The organism is Pseudobutyrivibrio sp. C4, from assembly GCF_900111635.1.
GTDB lineage: Bacteria > Bacillota > Clostridia > Lachnospirales > Lachnospiraceae > Pseudobutyrivibrio > Pseudobutyrivibrio ruminis.
This window is the reverse complement of record NZ_FOHF01000006.1, coordinates 34,777-57,451: the sequence shown is the minus strand read 5'-3', so window position 1 is coordinate 57,451 and position 22,675 is coordinate 34,777. Positions and strand designations below refer to the sequence as shown.

Annotated in this window: 18 protein-coding genes and 1 pseudogene; 18 read left to right on the top strand and 1 reads right to left on the bottom strand. The window is 42.7% G+C overall.

Annotation, left to right across the window (positions count from 1 at the left end; translation table 11 throughout):
* Positions 1-25: 25 nt before the first annotated feature.
* The 4 genes and pseudogenes from BMY66_RS10175 to BMY66_RS10160 all read left to right on the top strand — a co-directional run.
* Positions 26-994 (top strand): annotated as a pseudogene (locus tag BMY66_RS10175) (Na/Pi cotransporter family protein); the annotation flags it as partial.
* Between the two features lie 107 nt (positions 995-1,101).
* Positions 1,102-1,770, top strand: coding sequence for a response regulator transcription factor (locus BMY66_RS10170; protein ID WP_090395068.1), 669 nt, complete (start codon positions 1,102-1,104; stop codon positions 1,768-1,770).
* A 102-nt stretch (positions 1,771-1,872) separates the two neighbouring features.
* Complete coding sequence (locus tag BMY66_RS10165; RefSeq protein WP_242942705.1) at positions 1,873-3,108, top strand: sensor histidine kinase; 1,236 nt, start codon at positions 1,873-1,875, stop codon at positions 3,106-3,108.
* A gap of 102 nt (positions 3,109-3,210) precedes the next feature.
* Positions 3,211-4,239, top strand: a complete 1,029-nt coding sequence (locus BMY66_RS10160) for a type II TA system antitoxin MqsA family protein (RefSeq protein WP_090395066.1) — start codon at positions 3,211-3,213, stop codon at positions 4,237-4,239.
* A 37-nt stretch (positions 4,240-4,276) separates the two neighbouring features.
* Here the strand turns inward: BMY66_RS10160 and BMY66_RS10155 are convergent, their stop codons facing one another.
* Entirely contained in the window at positions 4,277-4,777 is a 501-nt protein-coding gene (locus BMY66_RS10155) for a TspO/MBR family protein (protein WP_090395065.1), read from the bottom strand.
* Positions 4,778-4,906: 129 nt separating this feature from the next.
* On the opposite strand from BMY66_RS10155, the gene BMY66_RS10150 reads away from it, so the two are divergent.
* The 14 genes from BMY66_RS10150 (at position 4,907) to BMY66_RS10085 (ending at position 22,674) form a co-directional block, all read left to right on the top strand.
* Entirely contained in the window at positions 4,907-5,893 is a 987-nt protein-coding gene (locus BMY66_RS10150) for a calcium/sodium antiporter (protein WP_090395064.1), read from the top strand.
* 122 nt (positions 5,894-6,015) lie between these two features.
* The gene (locus BMY66_RS10145) at positions 6,016-7,902 is read left to right on the top strand and encodes an AAA family ATPase (protein WP_090395063.1); all 1,887 of its coding nucleotides are present in this window, start codon (positions 6,016-6,018) and stop codon (positions 7,900-7,902) included.
* 52 nt (positions 7,903-7,954) lie between these two features.
* Entirely contained in the window at positions 7,955-9,403 is a 1,449-nt protein-coding gene (locus tag BMY66_RS10140) for an MBOAT family O-acyltransferase (RefSeq protein WP_090395062.1), read from the top strand.
* An 11-nt stretch (positions 9,404-9,414) separates the two neighbouring features.
* Entirely contained in the window at positions 9,415-10,479 is a 1,065-nt protein-coding gene (locus BMY66_RS10135) for a hypothetical protein (protein ID WP_090395061.1), read from the top strand.
* 103 nt (positions 10,480-10,582) lie between these two features.
* Positions 10,583-11,572: a LacI family DNA-binding transcriptional regulator gene (locus BMY66_RS10130; protein ID WP_049960282.1), complete on the top strand. Its 990-nt coding sequence runs from the start codon at positions 10,583-10,585 to the stop codon at positions 11,570-11,572.
* 150 nt (positions 11,573-11,722) lie between these two features.
* The gene (locus BMY66_RS10125) at positions 11,723-13,015 is read left to right on the top strand and encodes an extracellular solute-binding protein (RefSeq protein WP_090395174.1); all 1,293 of its coding nucleotides are present in this window, start codon (positions 11,723-11,725) and stop codon (positions 13,013-13,015) included.
* Between the two features lie 64 nt (positions 13,016-13,079).
* The gene (locus BMY66_RS10120; protein ID WP_090395060.1) at positions 13,080-14,492 is read left to right on the top strand and encodes a carbohydrate ABC transporter permease; all 1,413 of its coding nucleotides are present in this window, start codon (positions 13,080-13,082) and stop codon (positions 14,490-14,492) included.
* Positions 14,492-15,334 (top strand): sugar ABC transporter permease, encoded by an 843-nt coding sequence (locus BMY66_RS10115; protein ID WP_033151948.1) that lies wholly within the window; start codon positions 14,492-14,494, stop codon positions 15,332-15,334. Before BMY66_RS10120 ends, BMY66_RS10115 begins: the two co-directional genes overlap by 1 nt.
* 85 nt (positions 15,335-15,419) lie before the next feature.
* A complete protein-coding gene (locus BMY66_RS10110; protein WP_090395059.1) occupies positions 15,420-16,718 on the top strand; it encodes a DegT/DnrJ/EryC1/StrS family aminotransferase in 1,299 nt (432 codons plus the stop codon).
* A 565-nt stretch (positions 16,719-17,283) separates the two neighbouring features.
* The gene (locus tag BMY66_RS10105; protein WP_090395058.1) at positions 17,284-18,108 is read left to right on the top strand and encodes a DUF2238 domain-containing protein; all 825 of its coding nucleotides are present in this window, start codon (positions 17,284-17,286) and stop codon (positions 18,106-18,108) included.
* The gene (locus BMY66_RS10100) at positions 18,105-18,596 is read left to right on the top strand and encodes a pyridoxamine 5'-phosphate oxidase family protein (RefSeq protein WP_090395057.1); all 492 of its coding nucleotides are present in this window, start codon (positions 18,105-18,107) and stop codon (positions 18,594-18,596) included. Before BMY66_RS10105 ends, BMY66_RS10100 begins: the two co-directional genes overlap by 4 nt.
* Positions 18,597-18,690: 94 nt before the next feature.
* Entirely contained in the window at positions 18,691-19,443 is a 753-nt protein-coding gene (locus tag BMY66_RS10095) for a hypothetical protein (protein ID WP_090395056.1), read from the top strand.
* Between the two features lie 300 nt (positions 19,444-19,743).
* A complete protein-coding gene (locus BMY66_RS10090) occupies positions 19,744-21,696 on the top strand; it encodes a polysaccharide biosynthesis protein (RefSeq protein WP_090395055.1) in 1,953 nt (650 codons plus the stop codon).
* Between the two features lie 15 nt (positions 21,697-21,711).
* Positions 21,712-22,674: a glycosyltransferase family 2 protein gene (locus tag BMY66_RS10085; protein WP_090395054.1), complete on the top strand. Its 963-nt coding sequence runs from the start codon at positions 21,712-21,714 to the stop codon at positions 22,672-22,674.
* The last annotated feature ends 1 nt before the right edge of the window (position 22,675 follow it).

The following is a 22,675-nucleotide window of genomic DNA, read 5'->3' as shown; positions in this document are numbered from 1 at the left end:
ATTTCTTGTATTAAGGAGGCATGAAATGGACATTTTTATGATTCTGAAGCTGCTGGGTGGGCTGGCTCTCTTCCTGTATGGCATGAAGCTCATGGGAGACGGTCTACAGGCGCTAGCTTCGGGGAAGATGGCTCAGATACTGGAGCGTCTTACCAACAAAACTATTTATGGTGTGCTGTTAGGCGCTGGTGTCACAGCGGTGATTCAGTCATCATCGGCTACCACAGTAATGGTGATAAGCCTGGTAAATTCTGGTGTGATGAGCCTGCGTCAGGCGGTTGGCATAATCATGGGCGCCAACATCGGCACCACAGTCACATCCTGGATGTTATCCATGGTGGGCATCCAAAGCGATGCAGTGTTTATCAAACTGCTCAAGCCATCATCCTTCGCACCAATCCTTGCCATGATCGGCGTTGTGCTTTACATGAAGGCAAAGGAAAATGCGAAGCAGACCAACATCGCACATCTGCTAATTGGATTTTCCGTGTTGATATTTGGAATGGATGCAATGAGCGCTTCTATGGAGCCACTTGCCCACAGCCCATATTTTGAAAATATGTTGGTAGCAGTTTCAAATCCATTCTTTGGAATCCTGGTTGGTATGGTGTTTACTGCTATCATCCAAAGCTCATCGGCATCGGTTGGAATCCTGCAGGCACTGTCATTGACGGGAGCAGTCAGCTTTGGCGCAGCACTTCCTATCATCCTGGGCCAGAATATCGGCACATGCTCCACAGCGTTGCTATCATCAGTGGGAGCTAGCAAAAATGCCAGACGAGCATCCATGATTCACCTATACTTTAATGTCGTTGGTGTTACCGTATTTACGTTAGCTTTTTATGGATTAAACATGATTTTTAATTTTGAATTCTTAACGGCGGCTGTTGGGCCGGTGGCCATTGCGATTATTCATTCTGTTTTTAACGTAGGAAGCACCATGATAATTTATCCATTCTCGAAGCATCTGGTGCGCCTGGCAGAATACACAGTCCCAGATGATCGTGTGAGCACAGGTTATTCCTCTTTACATAAAATTTAGATAATCATACTATAGTATCACATAGATTGATTGTTTATGTACATATGAAGGAGGTCACTATGGCTCTTGTTTACATTGTTGAAGACGACGAGAATATCAGAGAAATAGAAGAGTTTGCCCTGGCAAATGCCGGCTATCAGGTCGACAGCTTTGCCAACGGGGCAGACTTTTTTGATGTTTTGGAACACAATCTACCCGACCTTGTCCTGCTGGACATCATGCTTCCTGATGAAAACGGGTTTGAAATAGTAAGGCAGCTTCGCTCCAGTGAAATTACTGCCGCCATTCCGGTGATTATGGTCACCGCCAAAACTGGCGAAATCGACTTGGTCCGAGGCCTGGAAACGGGAGCTGACGATTACATCAAAAAGCCATTTTCAGTGATGGAACTCACATCCCGGGTAAAGGCTTTGCTTCGCCGCACCATGGAGGCTTCTCAGGAAATCATTACTATCGATGATCTTACCATAAATGACCAGCGTCACCAGGTGACAGTGGCTGGCCAGACTATAGAGCTTACTTACAAAGAGTACGAGCTGCTGAAATACCTGACGCTGAACCGTGGCATTGTCCTAAAACGAACTCAGATAATGGACAAAATCTGGGGAATAGATTACGAGCTGGAATCCCGCACCCTGGATATGCACATCAAGACCCTTAGGACCAAGCTTGGTAGCTGCGGAAGCCTGATTCGCACAGTTAGAAACGTTGGATATGTGATTGAGTAAAGTGGAGGTATCATGGCACAGAAAATTTACCTTAGATTTTTGGCACTGATTATCGCCACAGTGCTTTGCACATCCCTCTGCGTGACCTTGGCCTACTACGCTTTGTTCGAGCGGCAGGTTCACCAGGATATGCAGGTCACCGCACAGATTTTTAAAGATACAGAATTTTTTGACACCGCAGATGTGGCAGCCTTGGAGGACAATCCAAAGCTGATGGACGCAAAACTGCGAGTTACCTTGATAGATGTTGACGGTACAGTGCTTTTTGATAATACCGTAAATGCGGAGCAGATGGATAATCATGCCAACAGGCCTGAGATTGTCAGCGCTATGGAGACTGGTTCCGGAGAGATTGAAAGACAGTCCGACACTATGGGGCTGAAGGACTATTATTATGCCCTACGCTTAAACGACGGTCGTATCTTGCGTATCGCTCAGGAGGTGGACGCAGTATGGGTGGTGTTTGCCAGTGGATTGCCACTTTGCCTCGGCCTGATCTTGCTCATATCATTTGTATGTGTGCTGGTTTCACGCATCCTCACTCGCCAGCTCATGAAGCCAATCGAGGATGTGGCAGGCAAGCTCAACGATGATTTTGTGGACTCGCCATATCCAGAGCTTTACCCATTTATAAGCAAAATCCGCAAGCAACACGAGGAAGTGCTGGCAGCCGCAAAGGTGCGCCAGGATTTCTCAGCTAACGTTAGTCACGAGCTGAAGACGCCCCTTACAGCCATCTCTGGCTACGCTCAGCTGCTAGGCTCGGATGATACACCTGCGGAAAAGAGAAAGCACTTTGCTGATGAAATAGATAAGAATGCAAATCGTTTGCTGGCCCTCATAGAGGACATCATCAAGCTTTCCGAGCTGGATAGTGATGATAATGACGAGCAGTTCGAAACTGTGGATTTGTATGAGCTGGCCGCCGAGGAGCTTGATTCATTATCTATGGCTGCCAGCCAGCGAAACATTGATATCACATTATCTGGTTCATCCACCACAGTGCGCTGCAGGCCAGATCTTATCCGCGAGCTAATCGACAATCTTGTGCAAAACTCTATCCGCTACGGCAATGAAGGTGGACATGTGGCAGTCTCAGTTCTTGAAGAATACGGCTACAAAAAGCTCATCGTAGAAGATGACGGCATCGGCATCCCTGCCGGTGACCTAGACCGAGTATTCGAGCGCTTCTACCGCGTAGACAAAAGCCGCTCCAAAGCCTCCGGTGGCACCGGCCTTGGCCTTGCTATCGTAAAGCACATCGTGGAAATCCACGACGCCAAAATCCAAATCGAAAGTGAACTGGGCGCAGGAACCAAGGTTACTGTGCTGATGTAAAAAGGAAGTGGGAACCTCAGGGAGGTTCCCACTTTTCATTAATACTTCATGAAATATTAATTGACATACTATCAATTGATAGTACAATAGTGTTACTATCAATTGATAGTAAAGGGGGCTATTATAAATTGTCCAATTTGTGGAAAGAATCATGAAGTAGAGCTTAAGCAAAGAAAAGCAATTACAATTATAAAAGGCTTAAAAGTAGAGTATGATGAAAAGTATTATATCTGTCCAGATTCAAAAGGGGACAATGAATTTACAACGGGTAGCATGGAAAATGAAAATTTGCTAAATGCAAGAAACGCTTATCGCAAGCAAAAGGGACTACTAACTTCGTATGAGATTGTTGAGATAAGGGAGAGATATGGATTATCTCAAGTGGATTTATCACAGGTACTGGGATGGGGAGAAGCAACTATTTCCCGTTATGAAAGCAAAGCTATTCAGGATGCTCCATATGACAATATTTTGAGATTGATTAAAAATAATCCATTAGTTCTTTATTATTTTTATATTAGAAATAAAGAAAACTTCAATAAAAATAAAGAAGCTATCTTTCTTGAAAGAATAAATGAAGAACTTTCACAGCATGGAAGAGAAAACATTGCTCGCAACAAACTTGAAAGCTTTTATTTGAACTATATGGAACCATCTATCACAAATGGGTTTCAGGTATTAAATATTGATAAATTAGAATTAGTAATTAACTATCTAGCGAAGCATGTGAAGTATTTGTATAAGGTGAAACTAATGAAAATGCTTTGGTATACTGATATCCTATTTTATCAGAAGAATAAAAAATCTCTGACAGGTCTTGTGTATCAGCATGCAAATATGGGGGCGCTTCCAATAGGTCATGATGCTATTTTACAACTGGATAATGTTGTTTTCGAAGAAGAGCTTGCAGAGGATTATGATAATGTGCGATACCATATAATGTACAACGAAAAGCTTGATTTAAAAACTTTGTCAAATGAAGAGAAGAGCATTATTAATTCTGTTATAACGAAATTTGATACGATGAAAACGAAGGATGTAGTTGATTATATGCATGCAGAAGAGGCATATAAAAAGACCAAGGATGGGGAAATAATAGATTATAATTGGGCTGAATTAATTCAGTTTTAGAACAAGGTAGTGGGAGCCAAAAGGCTCCCACTTTTGATTAGTTTAATATTGCAATCATCAGATTTAGATAGGCTGCAAAGGTACACCATAGAAGATAAGGGACAAACATCAATGTGGCTTTCCAACATACTTTAGAAGTTTTCCATATCATCACGATAATCATCACCCATAGAATCATAAGCCAAATGAAGGCTAGTGTATACTGCGCTGCGTTGAAAAATATCAGCGACCATACAAAGTTGAAGCAGAGCTGGATAAAGTAAACTATCATGGCGATGCACTTGGCACTTTTCTTTTCTGTAGTATCTGCTGGGGCTAGTAACAGAAAATAGCTACCTAGGCCCATCAGGATATATAGAATTGTCCATGCTATTGGAAATAGCCAGGCAGGGGGTGCCAGTGGCGGCTGTATCATCACTTGATACGAATCCATGGCATTTCCTGTAAGTAATGCGCTGATTCCTCCCACAATCAGCGGCAACGCAACCATAGGAACAAATCTTAATATTTTTTGTGGGCAAGTTAATTCCTCGTTCATAAAAACCTCCTCAATTAAAGTGTTATTAGATACAAGTTAAATATGCGCTAGGCAGGTATAAGCTATGTAAAGTGGTATTGATTTTAGGCATCTTACATAAACTTTAGTTTGTCATTCTATAATGCCAGCATGATGATTATTACAATTTTAATTTTATTAGTGGGCTTCGCACTACTCGTGTTCGGCGCCAACAAATTTGTGGATGGCAGCGCTGCATTGGCGAAGAATTTTAAAGTATCAGGTTTGATTATAGGACTCACTATTGTGGCCTGCGGAACCAGCGCTCCAGAGCTAGCGGTTAGTGTTACGGCAGCAGCTGAAAAATCTAGCGAGATAGCACTGAGCAATATCATAGGCTCCAATATGTTCAACATGCTTGGTATCCTTGGCATCTGCGCTGTATTGTCCCCACTGGTGGTAGAGAAAGGAATCATCAAAAGAGACTTTAAAGTTGCAGCAGTGTCGACGCTGGCGGTGTTTGTGGCAATTGGAGGATTTTCCATAATCAGCCACTTTAAATCAACTGGCCCGGTTGTAACAGAAAATGTTACAACTATTTCAGGCCTTGGCGGAGCTGGGCTTTTACTTTCATACATCCTATATGTTGCCTGGATATTCATGAAAGAAAAGAATAGTGCTTTGGAGGATATGTCCAGTGTCAGAATATACTCCAACAAGCAGTGCGCAGTATTTATAATCGTAGGCCTTATCATGATAATCGCCGGAGGAAAGCTTGTAGTCTACAGCGCTAAAACGCTAGCCCTTCAGGCTGGCATGTCAGAAACCTTGGTAGGCCTTACGATTGTAGCCATCGGCACATCCCTCCCTGAGCTGGTCACTTCCATCATCGCCACCCGCAAAGGCCAGCTAGGTATCGCCCTGGGAAATGTCCTGGGCTCAAATATTTTCAACCTGCTATTCATCCTCGGAGTCTCAGCGATTATTTCACCTGTCGCTGTCAACGTCGCATCGGTATATGACATTCTGATTCTACTTGTAATAACCATAGTCTCCTGGGGCTACGCCTTCACCGAAAGAAAAATCACGAGAAAAGAAGGTCTAATAATGATCTTCATGTACGTAATGACTGTAGGCTATGCAGCCATAAGAATTTAATATTGAAATGATAAATTGCAATTTTGGTTAACAAAATTGCAATTTTTTGTTATACTCCAATTAAGAAATTGCAATTAATTGCAATTTTATGAGATCAAAATTGCAATTTGGGTGGTGATTATATGAATGAACGTATTGAAAATCTAAAAAAGGCAAAAGCTGAACAGGGGTTAACTTACGAGCAGATTGCAACGAAATCAGGGGTTAATCTTAGTACAGTGCAAAAAGTTTTGGGTGGGAAAATAGAATCTCCTCGTTTGGATACTATTGCAGCGTTGGAAGAAGTTTTGTACCCAGGGCACATTTCTGAACACACAGCCGGAGATAATCCAAGGGAAATCTCTATTGGTAATCAGGATTTTAAGACCATCATAGAAAATAACTATTTTTATAAAGATAAGACCATGTTCATCAAAGAATGGTGGGAGAGTGGGGATGTTGTCACTCTTATTACCCGTCCTCGTCGCTTCGGAAAGACGTTGAATATGAGCATGCTCGACTATTTCTTTTCTAACGCTTATGACGATACCAGGGATTTATTCAAAAAACTTGCTATATGGAATGAGTCTAAATATCGTGACATCCAGGGTACATACCCTACTCTGTTATTAAGCTTTGCATCGGTCAAAGGCAATACATACGAAATGGCTAAGCAGCAGATTATCCAGGAAATCGTTAGCTTGTATCGCAAAAATCAGTATCTTATCGAAAGCGATTTTGTAACTGACAAGGATAGGGATTACTGGAATATGGTGGGCTACGATATGCCAGATGCCGTGGCCAGCAATGCTATCAATTTTATTTGCGAGCTTTTATATAGAAAATACAACAAAAAAGTTATCATACTTATGGATGAATATGACACTCCTCTTCAGGAGGCTTATGTAGATGGTTTCTGGGATGAAATCACATCCTTTGTCAGAAATATTTTTAACGCTACCTTTAAAACCAATATTTATTTGGAGCGTGCCATAATGACCGGAATAACCAGAGTCAGCAAGGAATCAATCTTTTCTGACCTGAACAATTTAAAGGTTGCATCTCTTACCACAGCAAAATATGAATCTACTTTTGGGTTCACCAGCGAAGAAGTAATGTCAGCCCTTGATGAATATGATTTGCTTAGTCAAAAGAAAGAGGTTCAGAAGTGGTACGATGGATTTAAAATAGGTACGAAAAATGATATTTACAATCCATGGTCAATCACCCAGTTTTTGGATTCAAAGAAGCTTGATGCTTATTGGGCAAACACCAGTAGCAACATGCTGATCGATAAGCTTATTCGCGAGGGAAGTTCTGATATTAAAAAGCAGTTTGAGGCTCTGTTAAAAGGAGAATCTATAGAGACCTTAATAGATGAAGAAATAGTTTTCAATTTGATTGATAGAAATGAATCCGGCGTATTCAGTATGCTTCTAGCATCAGGCTATTTGAAAATTGTGGAAGAGCTTGGAGAAATCGGCATGCGAAAGAAATGTCGTATCGCTGTTACGAATAACGAAGTAATGCACATGTATGAAGATATGGTACGACGCTGGTTTGAAGGTGGAAGTAGCAGATACAATGATTTCATTGAAGCCCTTCTGAAAAATGATGTAAAGTACATGAATAAGTTCATGAACGATGTTGCGTTAAATACTTTTTCATCATTCGATGTTGGAAATCGTCCTTCCGAGTATGCTGAGCCAGAAAGGTTTTATCATGGATTCGTGCTAGGTTTGTTGGTTGAATTAGCTGATAAATATCATATAGTGTCAAACAGGGAGAGTGGATTTGGCAGATATGATGTATGTCTTGAGCCAATTAAAAAGGATTATCCTGCATATATTTTAGAGTTTAAAGTTCATGATTCAGATGATGAAAAGACTTTGGAAGATACCGTCAAAAATGCTTTGAAACAGATAAAAGATAAAAATTATGATGCAGATCTGTTGAATAAAGGCATTCAAGAAGATATGATATATCATTATGGGTTCGCATTCGAGGGAAAGCATGTGTTAATCGGCTAACCGCAATCGCATCTCTATAGATAAAAAATAAGGGTACTATCAGGGGTTTATAATGTTATTCAATTCTTATATTTTTGTTTTACTTTTCCTACCACACTGCTTGGTAGGCTACTATGTGCTGGGATTTTTCCAGAAGTACAGGCTGGCAAATGTCTTTTTGCTGGGCATGTCACTTTGGTTTTACGGATATTTCAATCCATGGTATCTCATAATTATCATTTCCAGTGTATGTTTTAATTATTTAATATACCGCTTAATGCATAGCCATAAGGACAAGAAAAAAGTCCTTATGGTTATTGGCGTTTGCGGAAATGTGGGAGTCCTTTTCTATTTCAAATACATGGACTTCTTCATCAGCACAGTAAATATGCTCTTCAAGACAGAGTTCAATTTGCTTTACATCGTGTTGCCTCTCGGTATCAGCTTTTTCACATTCCAGCAGATATCATTCATCGTGGATAGCTACAAGGGGGATGTGGCCTGCTACTCATTCTTAGAGTATGCCTGCTACGTCATCTTTTTCCCACAGCTCATTGCTGGTCCAATCGTCACTCATGACGAGCTAGTTCCACAGCTTATGGACGACAGTAAAAAGCACATCAATGCTGAAAACTTTGCTCGCGGCATCTATCTTTTCACTATCGGTATGGCAAAAAAGGTGCTCATCGCCGACACTCTTGGCTGCGCAGTAAACTACGGCTATGACGAGATTCTAAACATCAACTCTACCGAGGCAATCGTTGTCATCCTGGCCTACACACTTCAGATTTACTTTGACTTCAGTGGCTACTGCGACATGGCCATCGGTATTGGCCAGATGTTCAACATCGACCTGCCACTGAATTTCAACAGCCCATACAAAGCAGTTTCCATCGACGATTTCTGGGACAGATGGCACATGACCCTTACCAGATTTTTGACACGTTACATCTACATTCCACTTGGTGGAAATCGCAAGGGCAAGGTTCGCACCTATGTGAATATCTTCATCGTTTTCCTTGTCAGCGGATTCTGGCATGGCGCCGGCTTCACTTTCATTCTTTGGGGTGTGGGCCACGGCATCGCATCAATCATCCACAGAATGGGACGCAAGTTTTTCGACAAGGTTCCAAAGATTATCGGCTGGGCCGTTACATTTTTCTTTGTAAATATTATGTGGGTGTTCTTCAGAGCAGATTCCATCGCCACTGCCACAGAGCTTATCCGCCGTGCCTTCGGCGGACACTTTGATCCAATTGGCGCGGAGCTCACATCACAGTTTACATTCTGGGAGCTTCACCTGATTTTGGACAAGCTGCCAGTTATCAAAAACTTCGCCTACATAGATGTGGTAGGCATGTTTGCGGTTGCGCTATTTATCGCACTGATTCCAAAGAACGGCTTTGAAAAGATGAAGGAGTTCAAGCCAAACGTCATCAACATGCTTGTCATGTCATGCTTGATGATTTGGAGCATTCTTTCATTCTCAGGAATCAGCACATTTTTATATTTCAATTTTTAGGGGAAGTAATAATGGAAGGGAAATTTAAAAATTGGATAATCGCCTATTTGGCTGTAATATTAGTGGGCCTTGCTGCAGTGAGTGCTGTTGTCATCTACATCGATCCATATTTTCACTATCACGGACAGAATCAGCACATTTCCTACATCCTTAGCAAGGAGCGCTACCAGAACAACGGTATCGCAAAGCACTTTGATTACGATGCAGTGCTGGTTGGCACATCCATGGCATCAAACTACAAGACCAGCGACATCGACCGCCTTTTTGGGACAAACTCTATCAAGCTCACATATTTGGGCGGTTCCAATAAGGAAATCAGCGACACTTTAGATGCAGTTTTTGAAAGTGGCAACGACATCAAGATGGTTTTTAGATCAGTGGATTACCTGGGACTCCTCAACACTGCGGAGCAGATGCGCTACGACGAAAGCCTCTACCCAACATACCTCTACGACAATGATCCATTTGATGATGTGGAATATCTTTTAAACAAATACACAATCCAGGATGTTTACGACGACCTGCGCCTTACCCGCGCAGGCTATGCTGGCACATCCTTCGATGACTATTCAAACTGGGGCATGTACTCTGAGTTTGGCAAGGATGTTTTGGATGACAGCTACATCCGCGAGGAAAAAAGCGAAGAGACTCTGGAGTTTACAGAGGAAGACATGGCTATCGTGGAAGAAAACATTAATGAAAACTTCATCAGACAGATAGAAGAGCACCCTGATGTGGATTTCTACATTTTCTTCCCACCATTCAGCATGTACTATTTCGACTACCTGAATCAGCAGGGCAACCTTGAGCGCTACATGGCAGCTGAGCGCTATACTATAAACATGCTTCTTGGCTATGACAATGTCCACCTTTACTCATTCCTTCAGGAAACAGATGTGGCAGAAAACTTGGATATGTTCAAGGACATGAGCCACTTCGTCCCAGAATACAACACAGAGATTTTGGAAATGATTGCAGCTGGCAAGGACGAGATCACTGAGGATAATGTCCAGGACTATTTCGACTTCATGGAAGACTTCTACGGCAACTATGACTATGACGCATTGTTCGAATAGCAGCACCAAATTTTGTTACTATTTAACAAAATGTGCGCAACCGTTTGCAAAACTGATTCTATTGTGATAGCTTGATAGAAGACCACAGTATTAGGGGGAAACTATGGGTTATACATTAGATAAAATCGCAAAAGAATTGGGGCTTTCTAAAACAACAGTTTCCAGAGCAATCTCTGGTAAAGGTAGAATTTCCGAGGAAACTAGAGCGAAGGTTAACGCCTTCATCAAAGAAATAAATTACAGACCTAGCGCCGTTGCCAGGTCTTTGGCAGCTAGCCGCACATTCAACGTGGGGCTGGTTTTTCCTGCCGATTCAGCTCTCGGCGAGATGCCATATTTCCAGACTCTCATGACAGGTGTCTGCGACAGAGCCATGGAATACGAATACGACGTTCTTATCATTCTTGCAGATAACGACGGCATATCAGCGTTAAAGCACGCAGTGCGCAACAAAAAAATCGACGCTGTTATGGTCAGCCGTTGCGAGCAGGATTCTAAAGTTATCAATTTCCTAAAAGACGCAGCAATTCCATATATCGTAGTGGGCGACCCAATGGAGCCAGGTGTTCCTTTTATCGATCACGATAATGAGGGGGCAGCCACACGCATGATAGAGACACTTATCGACAAGGGCATCACTCGCATGGCCCTTATTGGCGGTGGTGAAAATATCAACGTTACTCACAGCCGTCTGGCAGGTTTCCGCCAGGGCTTTATTAATCGTGGAATGAAGGCTGATGAAAATCAGATTTATCTAAATATGCACAAAAGTGACCGCATGGACAAAGTCTTGAAGACTGCCATTGCAGAGGGAGCCGAGTGCATAGTCTGCATGGACGACATGCTTTGCAATTCAGTTCTTAATTGTCTGCACAATGATGGTCTATCTGTCCCAGATGACATCAAGCTGTGTAGTTTTTACGATTCAAATTTACTATCTACATCCAAACCATCTATCACCAGTTTGTATTTCGATGCAAAAAAGCTGGGAGCCGAGGGCTTGTCTATGCTTATGCGCAACTTAGATGGGGAAGATGTCACAAATCTCACTTTAAGCGACTTTAATATCCAAATGAGAGACAGCACAAATTAGTAATATTCACAAAAATGTCATAAAATAGTTGTCAGAAATGCTTAATTGACGAAAAACGACATAAGCATTAGGATTATGTATGAAGAACAACCGATTGCGCAAAGTCGCAATCACCGGAGTATAAAAATGAAGAAAATGGAGGAAGTAATAATGAAGAAGAAGTTATTATCAGCACTTCTTGTTTCAGCAATGGCTACATCAGCTTTTGTTGGATGCGGGGGCGCAGCAGAAGAGACTACAGCTGAGACAGGTTCAACAACAGAGGAATCTACAGAAGCTACAGAGGATGCATCATCTGAGGATGCTATCGCAAATCTTATCGCTGCAACAGAAGGCACAGTAAACATCGAGCTTTGGTGCTCAGAGACAGAGGAATATCAGACAGTAATGAAAGAGCGTTGCGACGCTTTCGAAGCTGAGTATCCTGATGTAGATTTCAACATCACAATCGGTGCCGTATCAGAAGCTGATATGAAGGATCGTGTACTTGAGGATGTTGAGGCAGCAGCTGATGTTTATGTATTCCCAGACGATCAGCTCGAGGCACTTGTTAAGGCAGGCGCTCTTAACGAAGTAGCAGCTCAGTACACATATGATATGAACGAAGCAGATACACCAGCAACAGTTGAAGCTGGACAGTATGAAGGCAAGCAGTATGGCTACCCATTCACAGCTTCAAACGGTTATTTCTTATACTATGATTCATCACAGCTTTCAGAGGAAGATGTAGCATCTTGGGAAGCACTTACAGCTAAGGCTGAGGAGCTTGGCAAGGAAGTTGGTTTCGAAGTTGCAAACGGCTGGTACCTCTACGGTATCTTCCAGGGCGCTGGATGTACACTTACAGAAAATGAAGATCAGTCAAACAACTGCGATTGGAACTCTGAGAACGGTCTTGCAGCTGCAGAATCACTTCAGAGCATCGCATCTTCAAGCGCATTCAAGAGCTATGGCAACGATGATCTTCTTGCAAACCTTAACGATGGCAAGGTTGTAGCATACGTTTCTGGTACATGGAATGTTAACGCATTCTCAGAGGCTTATGGCGATGGCTACGCAGCTACAAAGCTTCCTACATTCCAGGTTAACGGCGAAGACAAGCAGATGGCTTCATACTCAGGCTACAAGTTCGTAGGTGTTAATGCATACGCAGAGAACACAGGTTGGTCAATGCTTCTTGCTGAGTACCTTACAAACGCTGAGACACAGGAAGCTGTTTATGCAGCTACAGGCGAAGGCCCTTCAAACACAGAGGCACTTGCACAGGCTTCTTCAGTAGCACTTGATGCTCTTGCAGCTCAGTCAGAATTCGCAGAGCTTCAGAGAGTTGGCGGCAACTACTGGACACCAGCAGAGTCACTTGGAAAGAACATCCTCGATGGCAAAGTAAGTCAGGAAGTTCTTGATGATGCAGTAGCTGGTATTACTCAGCCAGTGGAATAAAACTAATGCTTTTTCGGGCTTCTCCGAATGGAGAAGCCCTTTTATAAATCAGAGGAAGAATTCTATGAAGAAAATTGGCAACTATTTTAAAGACTTTTTCACATCCATAGCCAAAGGCGACATCTGGGTTAAGCTCTCCCTTTTGATTATGGGTGCTGGATATTTCGGACGAAAACAAATAGCCCGCGGAATACTGATGACTTTGCTTGAGGTAGGAGTAATCGCCTCAATTTTTCGCGTTTTCGCCCCATACATGTCAAAGCTTAATACTCTTGGAACAGTCCAAAGAGAGGAAATCTTTGATCCACTAACTATGCAAAAAACAGTAAATGACTTTGATAACTCACTGCTGATTCTCCTTTACGGAATCATCGGAATCCTTGTTATCATCGCGTTTCTGGCACTATATATTGCAAACATCAAGGCCGTTTATCGCCTTCAAAAGATGCAGGAAGAAGGGGAGCACCTAAGTACATTTAAGGAAGATATCGTGAGCTTCAAAAACGAGCGCTTCCACATCACTCTTCTTACATTGCCAAGTATTGGAGTAATTCTTATCAACATTATTCCAATCCTATTCATGGTAGGTATCGCATTTACGAATTACGATGAGAATCACCAGCCACCAACATATCTGTTCACATGGGTTGGATTTAAGAACTTTGTAAACCTCTTTACAACCAGCCAGACCATCACATTTGGCTACGCGTTTGTAAGAGTTTTGGTTTGGACATTAATCTGGGCTGTCCTTGCAACAGCAACAACATTCCTTGGTGGAATCCTTTTGGCTCAGTTCATCAACCACGACGATACAAAGCTAAAGGGCATGTGGAGAACACTTTTTGTTATCACAATCGGTATTCCACAGTTCGTAACATTGCTTCTTATCAGCAAGATGTTTGGTGATTATGGTATCGTAAATACGTTTTGTGCAAATGTAGGTATTCTTGATTTCTTCAAGAACATCGGACTACTAAACGCAGGCGATGCCTTCATTCCATTCTTGTCACGACCAGGCTGGGCTCACGTGACCATCATCCTGGTAAATATCTGGGTTGGTATTCCATATCAGATGCTTGTTGCAACAGGTATCCTTATGAACATCCCATCAGACCAGATTGAATCAGCAAAAATCGATGGCGCCAACAAATTCCAGATTTTCTGGAAGATTACAATGCCTTACGTAATGTTCATCACCGGCCCATCATTAATCCAGTCAGTAATTGCAAATATCAACAACTTCAACGTTATTTATTTGCTAACATACAACTACAAGACAACAAACATGTCTATGGCAAACTCACATGCCACCGAAGTTGACCTGCTCATCACTTGGCTATTCAGACTGACAAACGAGTACTCGAACTTCAAGATGGCATCAGTTATCGGTATCATAACATTCATAGTTTGTGCAGCCCTTTCACTTCTTACTTTCTCAAGAATGATAGGTGGAGATAAAGAGGGGGTATATAGATAATGAAAAAAACAGGTAAAATAATCGGAAGACACGTATTTTTAGCTATCTTGGCTTTCATTTGGTTGATACCAGTTTTCTGGCTGGTTGTCACCACCTTCAGCACACAAAAGGGAATCAACACAAACCACTTTTTCCCTGCACACTGGACACTTGCCAACTATCACCAGCTGTTTTTTGAACCAGACTCAACTGCTAACTTCCCAGCATGGTTCAAAAACTCTATGATAATCGGTGTATTCAGCTGCCTGGTTTCATCTATCTTTGTAATCATGACCGCATATGCGTTTTCATTCATCGAGTTCAAAGGTAGAAAGAAGCTCATGAGCTTTTCATTGATCCTCGGCATGTTCCCAGGCGTACTTTCAATGATTGCCATGTACTTCATCCTGAAGATGCTTGGCCTGACAGATAGCGTGGTAGGACTTATCATTCTTTACTCAGGTGCATCAGGACTTGGCTATCTGATTTTGAAAGGCTTCTTCGACACAATTCCAGTATCTTTGCACGAAGCAGCAAAGCTTGAGGGCGCATCGGAAGCCACCATCTTCGCAAAGATTGTGGTGCCACTTTCAAAGCCAATGATTGTTTACACCGTAATTAATTCCTTCCTGAATCCATGGATGGATTTCGTTATGGTTCGTTTGATGATTAAGTCAAAGGACGCATCAGACTGGACAATGGCTCTAGGCCTTTTTAATCTTTTACAGAGAGCCCTGGTTAACCAGTACTTCACATACTTCTGCTGCGGTGGACTTATGATTGCCGTACCAATCTCTATTTTGTTCATCATCATGCAGAAATTCTACGTTGAAGGTGTAACCGGCGGAGCAGTCAAAGGATAAGCCACTCGAAAAATAAATATTTTGTAGTATAATGATAGCTGTGGTTCGCCACAGCTATTTTTTGTTTTTGAACAAGGAGATAAATATGCTTACAAAATCATTTGATAAATTTGAAGATAAGGTTTGGCTTTCATCGCCAACAATGCACGGTGAAGAAATCAAATACGTGCAGGAAGCTTACGATACAAACTGGATGTCCACAGTAGGTGCAAACCTCACAGAGGTTGAGCGTCTTGCTGCAGAAAAGGTAGGAGTGAAATATGCCGTTGCACTTTCAGCAGGCACAGCATCACTTCATCTTTCTTGCAAGCTTGCTGGTATTCAGGCTTACGGCATGCCTCAGGTAGGCCACGGCGCTCTCGAAGGCCATCACGTTTTCTGTACAGATATGACCTTCGATGCAACTGTAAACCCTGTAGTTTACGAAGGCGGTATCCCTGTATTCATCGACACTGAGGCTGACACTTGGAACATGGATCCAGTTGCCCTTGAAAAGGCATTCGAAATCTACCCAGAGGTAAAGGTTGTAGTTTGCGCTCACCTTTACGGCACACCTGGTAAGCTCGATGAGCTAAACGCAATCATCGAAAAGCACGGCGCTATCCTTGTTGAGGATGCTGCCGAATCTCTTGGTGCTACATACAAGGGTGTTCAGACTGGTTCATTCGGTCAGTTCAACACCATCTCATTCAACGGAAATAAAATCATCACTGGCTCAGCTGGTGGATGCTTCCTTACAGACAGCAAGGAGGCTGCTGAAAAGGTTCGCAAGTGGTCTACTCAGGCCCGCGAAGCTGCAGCTTGGTACCAGCACGAGGAGCTTGGCTACAACTACCGCATGAGCAACGTCATCGCAGGTGTTGTCCGCGGCCAGTTCCCTCACCTTGAGGAGCACATCGCCCAGAAAAAGGCTATCTACGAAAGATACCGCGACGGCTTCAAGGGACTTCCAGTTCAGATGAACCCAATCGACTTTGAGAACTCTGAGCCAAACTACTGGTTGTCATGCATGATCATCGACAAAGACGCTATGTGCCCACAGGTTCGAGGAGAGCAGGATGTGCTTTACACACCTGAGCACGGCAAGAGCTGCCCTACTGAAATTCTTGATGCTATCGCAAGCATCAACGCAGAAGGCCGCCCAATCTGGAAGCCAATGCACATGCAGCCAATTTATCGCTTGAACCCATTCATCACTCGCGAAGGCAACGGCCGCGCCGTTACCAACGCATACATCGCAGGCGGCGCCCTCGGCACCGACGGCCAGCCACTTGACATGGGCAGCGACATCTTCGCCCGCGGCCTCTGCCTCCCTAGCGACAACAAAATGACTCCAGAGCAGCAGGATAGAATTATCGAAGTTATCCGCGCTTGCTTTGAATAAAACAAGTTTTTGAATAACCATAGTCTTTGAATCATCACAGTTCTTGGGCTACCAAGGCCATGTCCGGCTCCGCCGGCATGGCCTTTTTTATGTGGGGAGCGGGGAAGTTAAGTGGATTTTGGAAAACTCAAGAAAAAACGCACTTTTTGGGGGAGAGTTAAGTGTAATAAAAGAAATTTTTTAAAAACTTAACATTCTTAAGTGGGAAATCTAGACTGGAAAATTCACTTAACAAAAATCCCAAAATTGTTGCGTGGAAAATTAAAACTGCTGAATTTCACTTAACTTTTTGGCAAATTATATAAGTGAAAAAAATAGTGTTTGCAAAATCCACTTAACTGGATTTTGCAAAGTTAAGTGTAAAATCAGATTCCTCTATCCCCACTTATAAAAAATTAAGTGGCTAGCCAGAAGCCTGTGATTTTCACTTAACTGAGAGTAAAAAATAGACAGGGCTTATTGCTGTTAAGGTGTTCGCACATCTTCCTAGTATTTAATTCATTGATATTGGACACCAGGTTTGATATTCTGACCATAAGAGTTTAACAAGAAATGAGGTGGCAGAATGAAGATAATAGATTACAAGAATTCTCTAGTGGATAGCTATAAAAAGAATAAGAGAACTTTCATCTTTTATTTGATTTTACGTGGGCTGGTTATACTTACACTTATCAGATGTATCATAACGCAGAACTACGAAAGTGCTGCAATCTGTATACTGTCGCTTCTATTATTTTTGATGCCAGCAGTGTTACAAAAGCAGATGAAGATAGAATTCCCCGCAGTGTTTCAGGCTATCATCTTTGGCTTCATCTACGCAGCAGAAATCCTAGGTGAAGTGAATCACTATTACGTGATTATCCCAGGATGGGACACAATGCTTCATACAATGAATGGATTCCTGTGTGCTGCTATTGGATTCTCACTTATTTACTTGCTGAACAGAGGCAGCAAGCATTTTAACTTGTCTCCATTCTATTTGACGCTTGTCGCCTTTTGCTTCTCTATGACGGTAGGTGTAATCTGGGAATTCTTTGAATTTGCAATGGATCAGCTTTTCTATGTTGATATGCAAAAGGACTTCATAGTGCAGACCATCGGCTCAGTCACACTTGATCCAAACGACAGCGGCATGCCATTTATCATACAAAACATTACAGACACAGTAATCAACACAGCCGATGGCCAATCATACACAGTGCCTGGAGGCTATCTGGATATTGGAATTATCGACACCATGAAGGACTTACTAGTAAACTTAGTTGGCGCAGTAGCATTCAGTATCATTGGTTACACTACATTGAAGTTTTCAAAGAAGTCTGCGATAGCAGATAACCTGATGATTAAGCCAGTAGAAAACAACACTATACAAAAAGGAGACCCACAATGAGACGTAGAGAAAGAGAAATCACAGACCCAGCAGAAATAGACGAAATCCTAAACACAAGCCAGTACCTGCACCTGGGGCTGGTGGATGACGGCATGCCATACGTTGTGCCACTCAACTATGGAGTGGTGAAGGACCAGGCAGATGGCCATTACATCATCTATCTTCACGGTGCTCACGAGGGGCGCAAGCTGGATATAATTAGGAAGAACCCAAACTGCTGCTTCACAATGGAGTGCAATGTGGCTCCTTTCGAAGGCCGCATGGCTTGCCAGTACGGCACAGTCTACGAATGCGCTATGGGCTTTGGTAAGGTCACAATTGTAGAGGACCCACAGGAAAAAATAGCTGCCCTGGTAGCTCTCATGAAGACTCAAACTGGCAAGGATGATTTCCAGTTTGACGAGAGAATGGTTTCTATTGTAACGGTTATGCGAATTGATGTGGAGGAGCTCACAGCAAAGCGCCGCCCAATGCCTGGCAATTCCTAAAACTTTCTAAAGCTTTCCATAATAAGTTTGCATTCACCCGTGGATTTGTAGTATCATTCTTGAAGTGCTAAAACCAAATTTAAGGAGGTTTATTATGGCAGAAAATGAACAGAAAAAAGGAAGTAAGAAATTTATTATAATTGCGATATTAGTTGTAATTGCAGCAGTTGCAGGTGGTGTATTCTATTTCCTCAACGCTCCAAAGAAGATGAATATCAACGACTATGTTACAGTTGAATTCTCAGGTTACGATTCAATGGGAACAGCTACAGTCACATTTGATAATGATGAGTTCTTGTATGATTTCTCACAGAATGCAAAGCTTGATTCAAAGATTCAGCGCGAGGCTGATAAGCTTGGCCTTACAGACACACAGGACATCTTCAAGGAAGGCTTATTTGCAGATCTTGATTTGCAGTCACGTATCACATACGAGCTCAACACATCTACAGACCTTTCAAACGGTGATGAGGTTGTGCTTTCATGGAGCATCGATGAGGACTACATCGCAGAGCACTACGGTATCAAGCTTGAGGCAGATGCTCAGGAGCTTTCAGTAGTTGGTCTTGAGGATGTTGTTACATTCAATCCTTTCGACGACCTCAAGGTTACATTCTCTGGAAATGATGGCGAGGGTGTTGTAGAGCTTGAAATCACATCCGATGATGATATTTACGAAGGAATCACATTCCGTGCAGATACATCATCTGGTCTTTCAAATGGAGATAAGATTACAGTTACATACGGTCCAAACTTTGGTGAGGATCTTCAGGAATATTGTGCACAGAACTATGGAATGATTCCAGATCCTGTGACTCAGGAATACGAAGTAACTGGTTTGAAATAATAGTCATTACCTATATTATTAGACTTAATATGTGTTATAATACGATATCATGGGCTTACAGTGTTACTATTCACAGTAATAAATGTTTAAGTATTTATTCTTGTCAAGCTTGCTTGTAAGAGAATAATACTTAAATATTTATTAACTGGAATCAGTGACCTAAACTACATGAATAATTACAAGTGCTTTAGCACTTGATAGAACTCTGAAGGAGTTCAATTATGAATGTAGTTTAGGTACTGTGAATAGTATCGATTACCCAGATATCGTATTTTTTATTTACTGGAGGATTAATCTTAAATGGAGATTATGAATAAAATGAAGCATTGGCACAAGGTGGCATATTTCTTACTTGCCTACGATTTTATTACCGTTGTGCTTTCGTATTTTCTTGCACTGTGGCTTAGATTCGATTGTCAGTTTTCTCATATCGAACCATATTATCTTGAAAAGTATTATCTTATCATCATTCCATACGCTATCTTTACAGTTGTGATTTACCAGCTTTTTGGCTTGTACCGAAGCATCTGGCGTTTCGCCAGCTTCTACGAGCTCAAGAAATTGGTTCTTTCTACAGCCGTAACACTCGTAGCAAACGCAGTTATCGTCACAGCATTCATCTACAGAATGCCAATTTCATACTACGTATTCGGAATCGGGTTCCAGTTCTTCTTTGGCGTGGTTATCCGTTTTTCATATCGATTTATCTTGCTTCTTCGCGACAGCCGCGAGGCAGGCAATGCTGATACAAACGTACTTCTTATCGGCGCTGGCTCAGCAGGCCGTATGATTCTTCGCGATGTCAATTTCGTAAATGGCGGAGCAAATGGTTCTGCTAAGGTTGTTTGCATCATCGACGACAACCCTAACAAATGGGGACGTTACATCGATGGAGTAGAGGTTATCGGTGGCCGCGACAAAATCCTTTATGCCGTTGAAAAGTACGAGATAAAAGAAATCTACATCGCTATCGCAACACTTGCACCTAGCGAAAAGCGTAACCTTATCAACCTTTGTAAGGAAACAAACTGCCGCATCAAGCAGCTTCCAAATATGTACGCTGAAAAGGCTGGCATCATCAGCGCTGGCAATCTTCAGAATATCACTATCGAGGATGTACTTGGACGTGATCCAATCAGCCTTCACCAGGAGGATGTTGCTGCTCAGCTTCAGGGCAAGGTTGTTCTTGTTACAGGTGGTGGCGGTTCCATCGGTTCCGAGCTTTGCCGCCAGATTGCAAAGTACGGTCCAAAGCAGCTCATCATTTTTGATGTTTATGAAAACAACGCTTACGATATCCAGCTTGAGCTCAAGCACAAATATCCAGAGCTTGATTTAGTTACACTTATCGGTTCGGTCCGGGACGCCCGTCGTATCGAATCAGTTTTTGAAACATACAGACCAAACATCTGCTACCACGCTGCAGCTCACAAGCACGTGCCTCTTATGGAGGACAGCCCTTGCGAGGCAATCAAAAACAATGCAGTTGGTACATACAAGACAGCTTATGCTGCCATGAAATATGGATGCGACCGTTTCGTTCTTATCAGCACAGACAAGGCTGTTAACCCTACAAACGTAATGGGTGCTACAAAACGTATATGCGAAATGATCATCCAGACCTTTGACAACATGGTTCGCAACAACCACGAGGATATGCTTCCAACACTTATCACTCATCAGGTTGATATCGATACAGCAGATTCTGAAAAGGTGCCAGCAGGCAGCGGCCACACAGAGTACGTTGCAGTACGTTTCGGAAACGTGCTTGGTTCCAACGGTTCAGTTGTGCCTCTTTTCAAGAAGCAGATAGCAGAGGGCGGCCCTGTCACACTTACACACCGCGACATTATCCGCTACTTCATGACTATCCCAGAGGCTGTCAGCCTTGTACTTAAGGCAGGCGCAAATGCATCAGGCGGCGAAATCTTCGTCCTTGATATGGGTGAGCCTGTAAAGATTTTGGATCTTGCCCGCAATATGATTGAGCTTGCAGGTCTTCGTCCAGACGTTGATATTGAAATCGAAGAAATCGGCCTTCGCCCAGGCGAGAAGCTTTACGAAGAAAAGCTTATGAGCGAGGAAGGTCTTAAGGAAACAGAAAACCATCTGATTCACGTTGCAGAGCCAATCAAGTTTGATTCAGAGGAATTCATAAAGAATCTTCAGTGCCTCATGACTCTTGCATACAGCAACGAGGCTCCAGAGGTTGTACAGAAGATCAGAGAAACAGTGCCTACATTCAAAGGCTGAAAGGATTAATCCAAAATGGCTAAGAAATTATCAATTGTTGTTTCAGTATATAATGAGGCCCTTGGTTTGCATCAGTTTTACGAGCATACCAATCAGCTCCTTGCCACTGATTTTGCTCAGACTGGCTGGGACTACGAGCTCATTTTTGTAAACGATGGCAGTCGCGACGATAGCATCAATATCCTTCGTGATTTTGCTGCCCAGGATGATCATGTGAAGGTTGTAAATTTTGCAGCCAACCGTGGCCACGAAGCTGCCATGATTGCCGGTATCGATTATTCTACCGGCGATGCAGTTGTTTGCATGGATGCAGATTTGCAGCATCCACCAGAATCTCTTGCAGATATGGCTCGCAAGTTTGATGAGGGATATGATGTTATTTCTATGATTCGTACAGCCCGCCAGGACGCCGGTCTTATCAAGCGCGTCACATCTTGGGGCTTCTACAAAGTCATGAATATGCTTTCCGGCAAGACAAAGTTCGAAAACAACTCATCAGATTTCTTCGGCATCTCCCGCAGAGTTGCCCTTGTTTTAAGGAAGGATTACCGCGAGCGCGTTCGCTTCCTTCGTGGATATGTTCAAAATGTTGGCTTTAGAAAGACAACACTTGAGTTTGAGGCGTCATCACGTATCGCCGGCGAAAGCAACTACAACATTAAGTCGCTCATCGCCCTTTCGCTTAATGCCATCTGCAACTTTTCAGATGCGCCACTTAAGATGGGAATTTACGCAGGCCTTCTGTCACTTGTGGCTGCGTTTATCCTGATGATTTATTCCATCGTTCAGTACTTCCTTGGCACTGCACCTGATGGATACTCAACAATCATTGTTTTACTTTGCTTTATGTTTGGTGTATTGTTCATCATTCTTGGATTCGTTTCAGAGTACCTTGCAATTATTTTTGCCGAGGTGAAGAATCGCCCAATTTACATCGTTGATAGCATAATCACAAAAGATGGAGAGGAATTGCAATAAT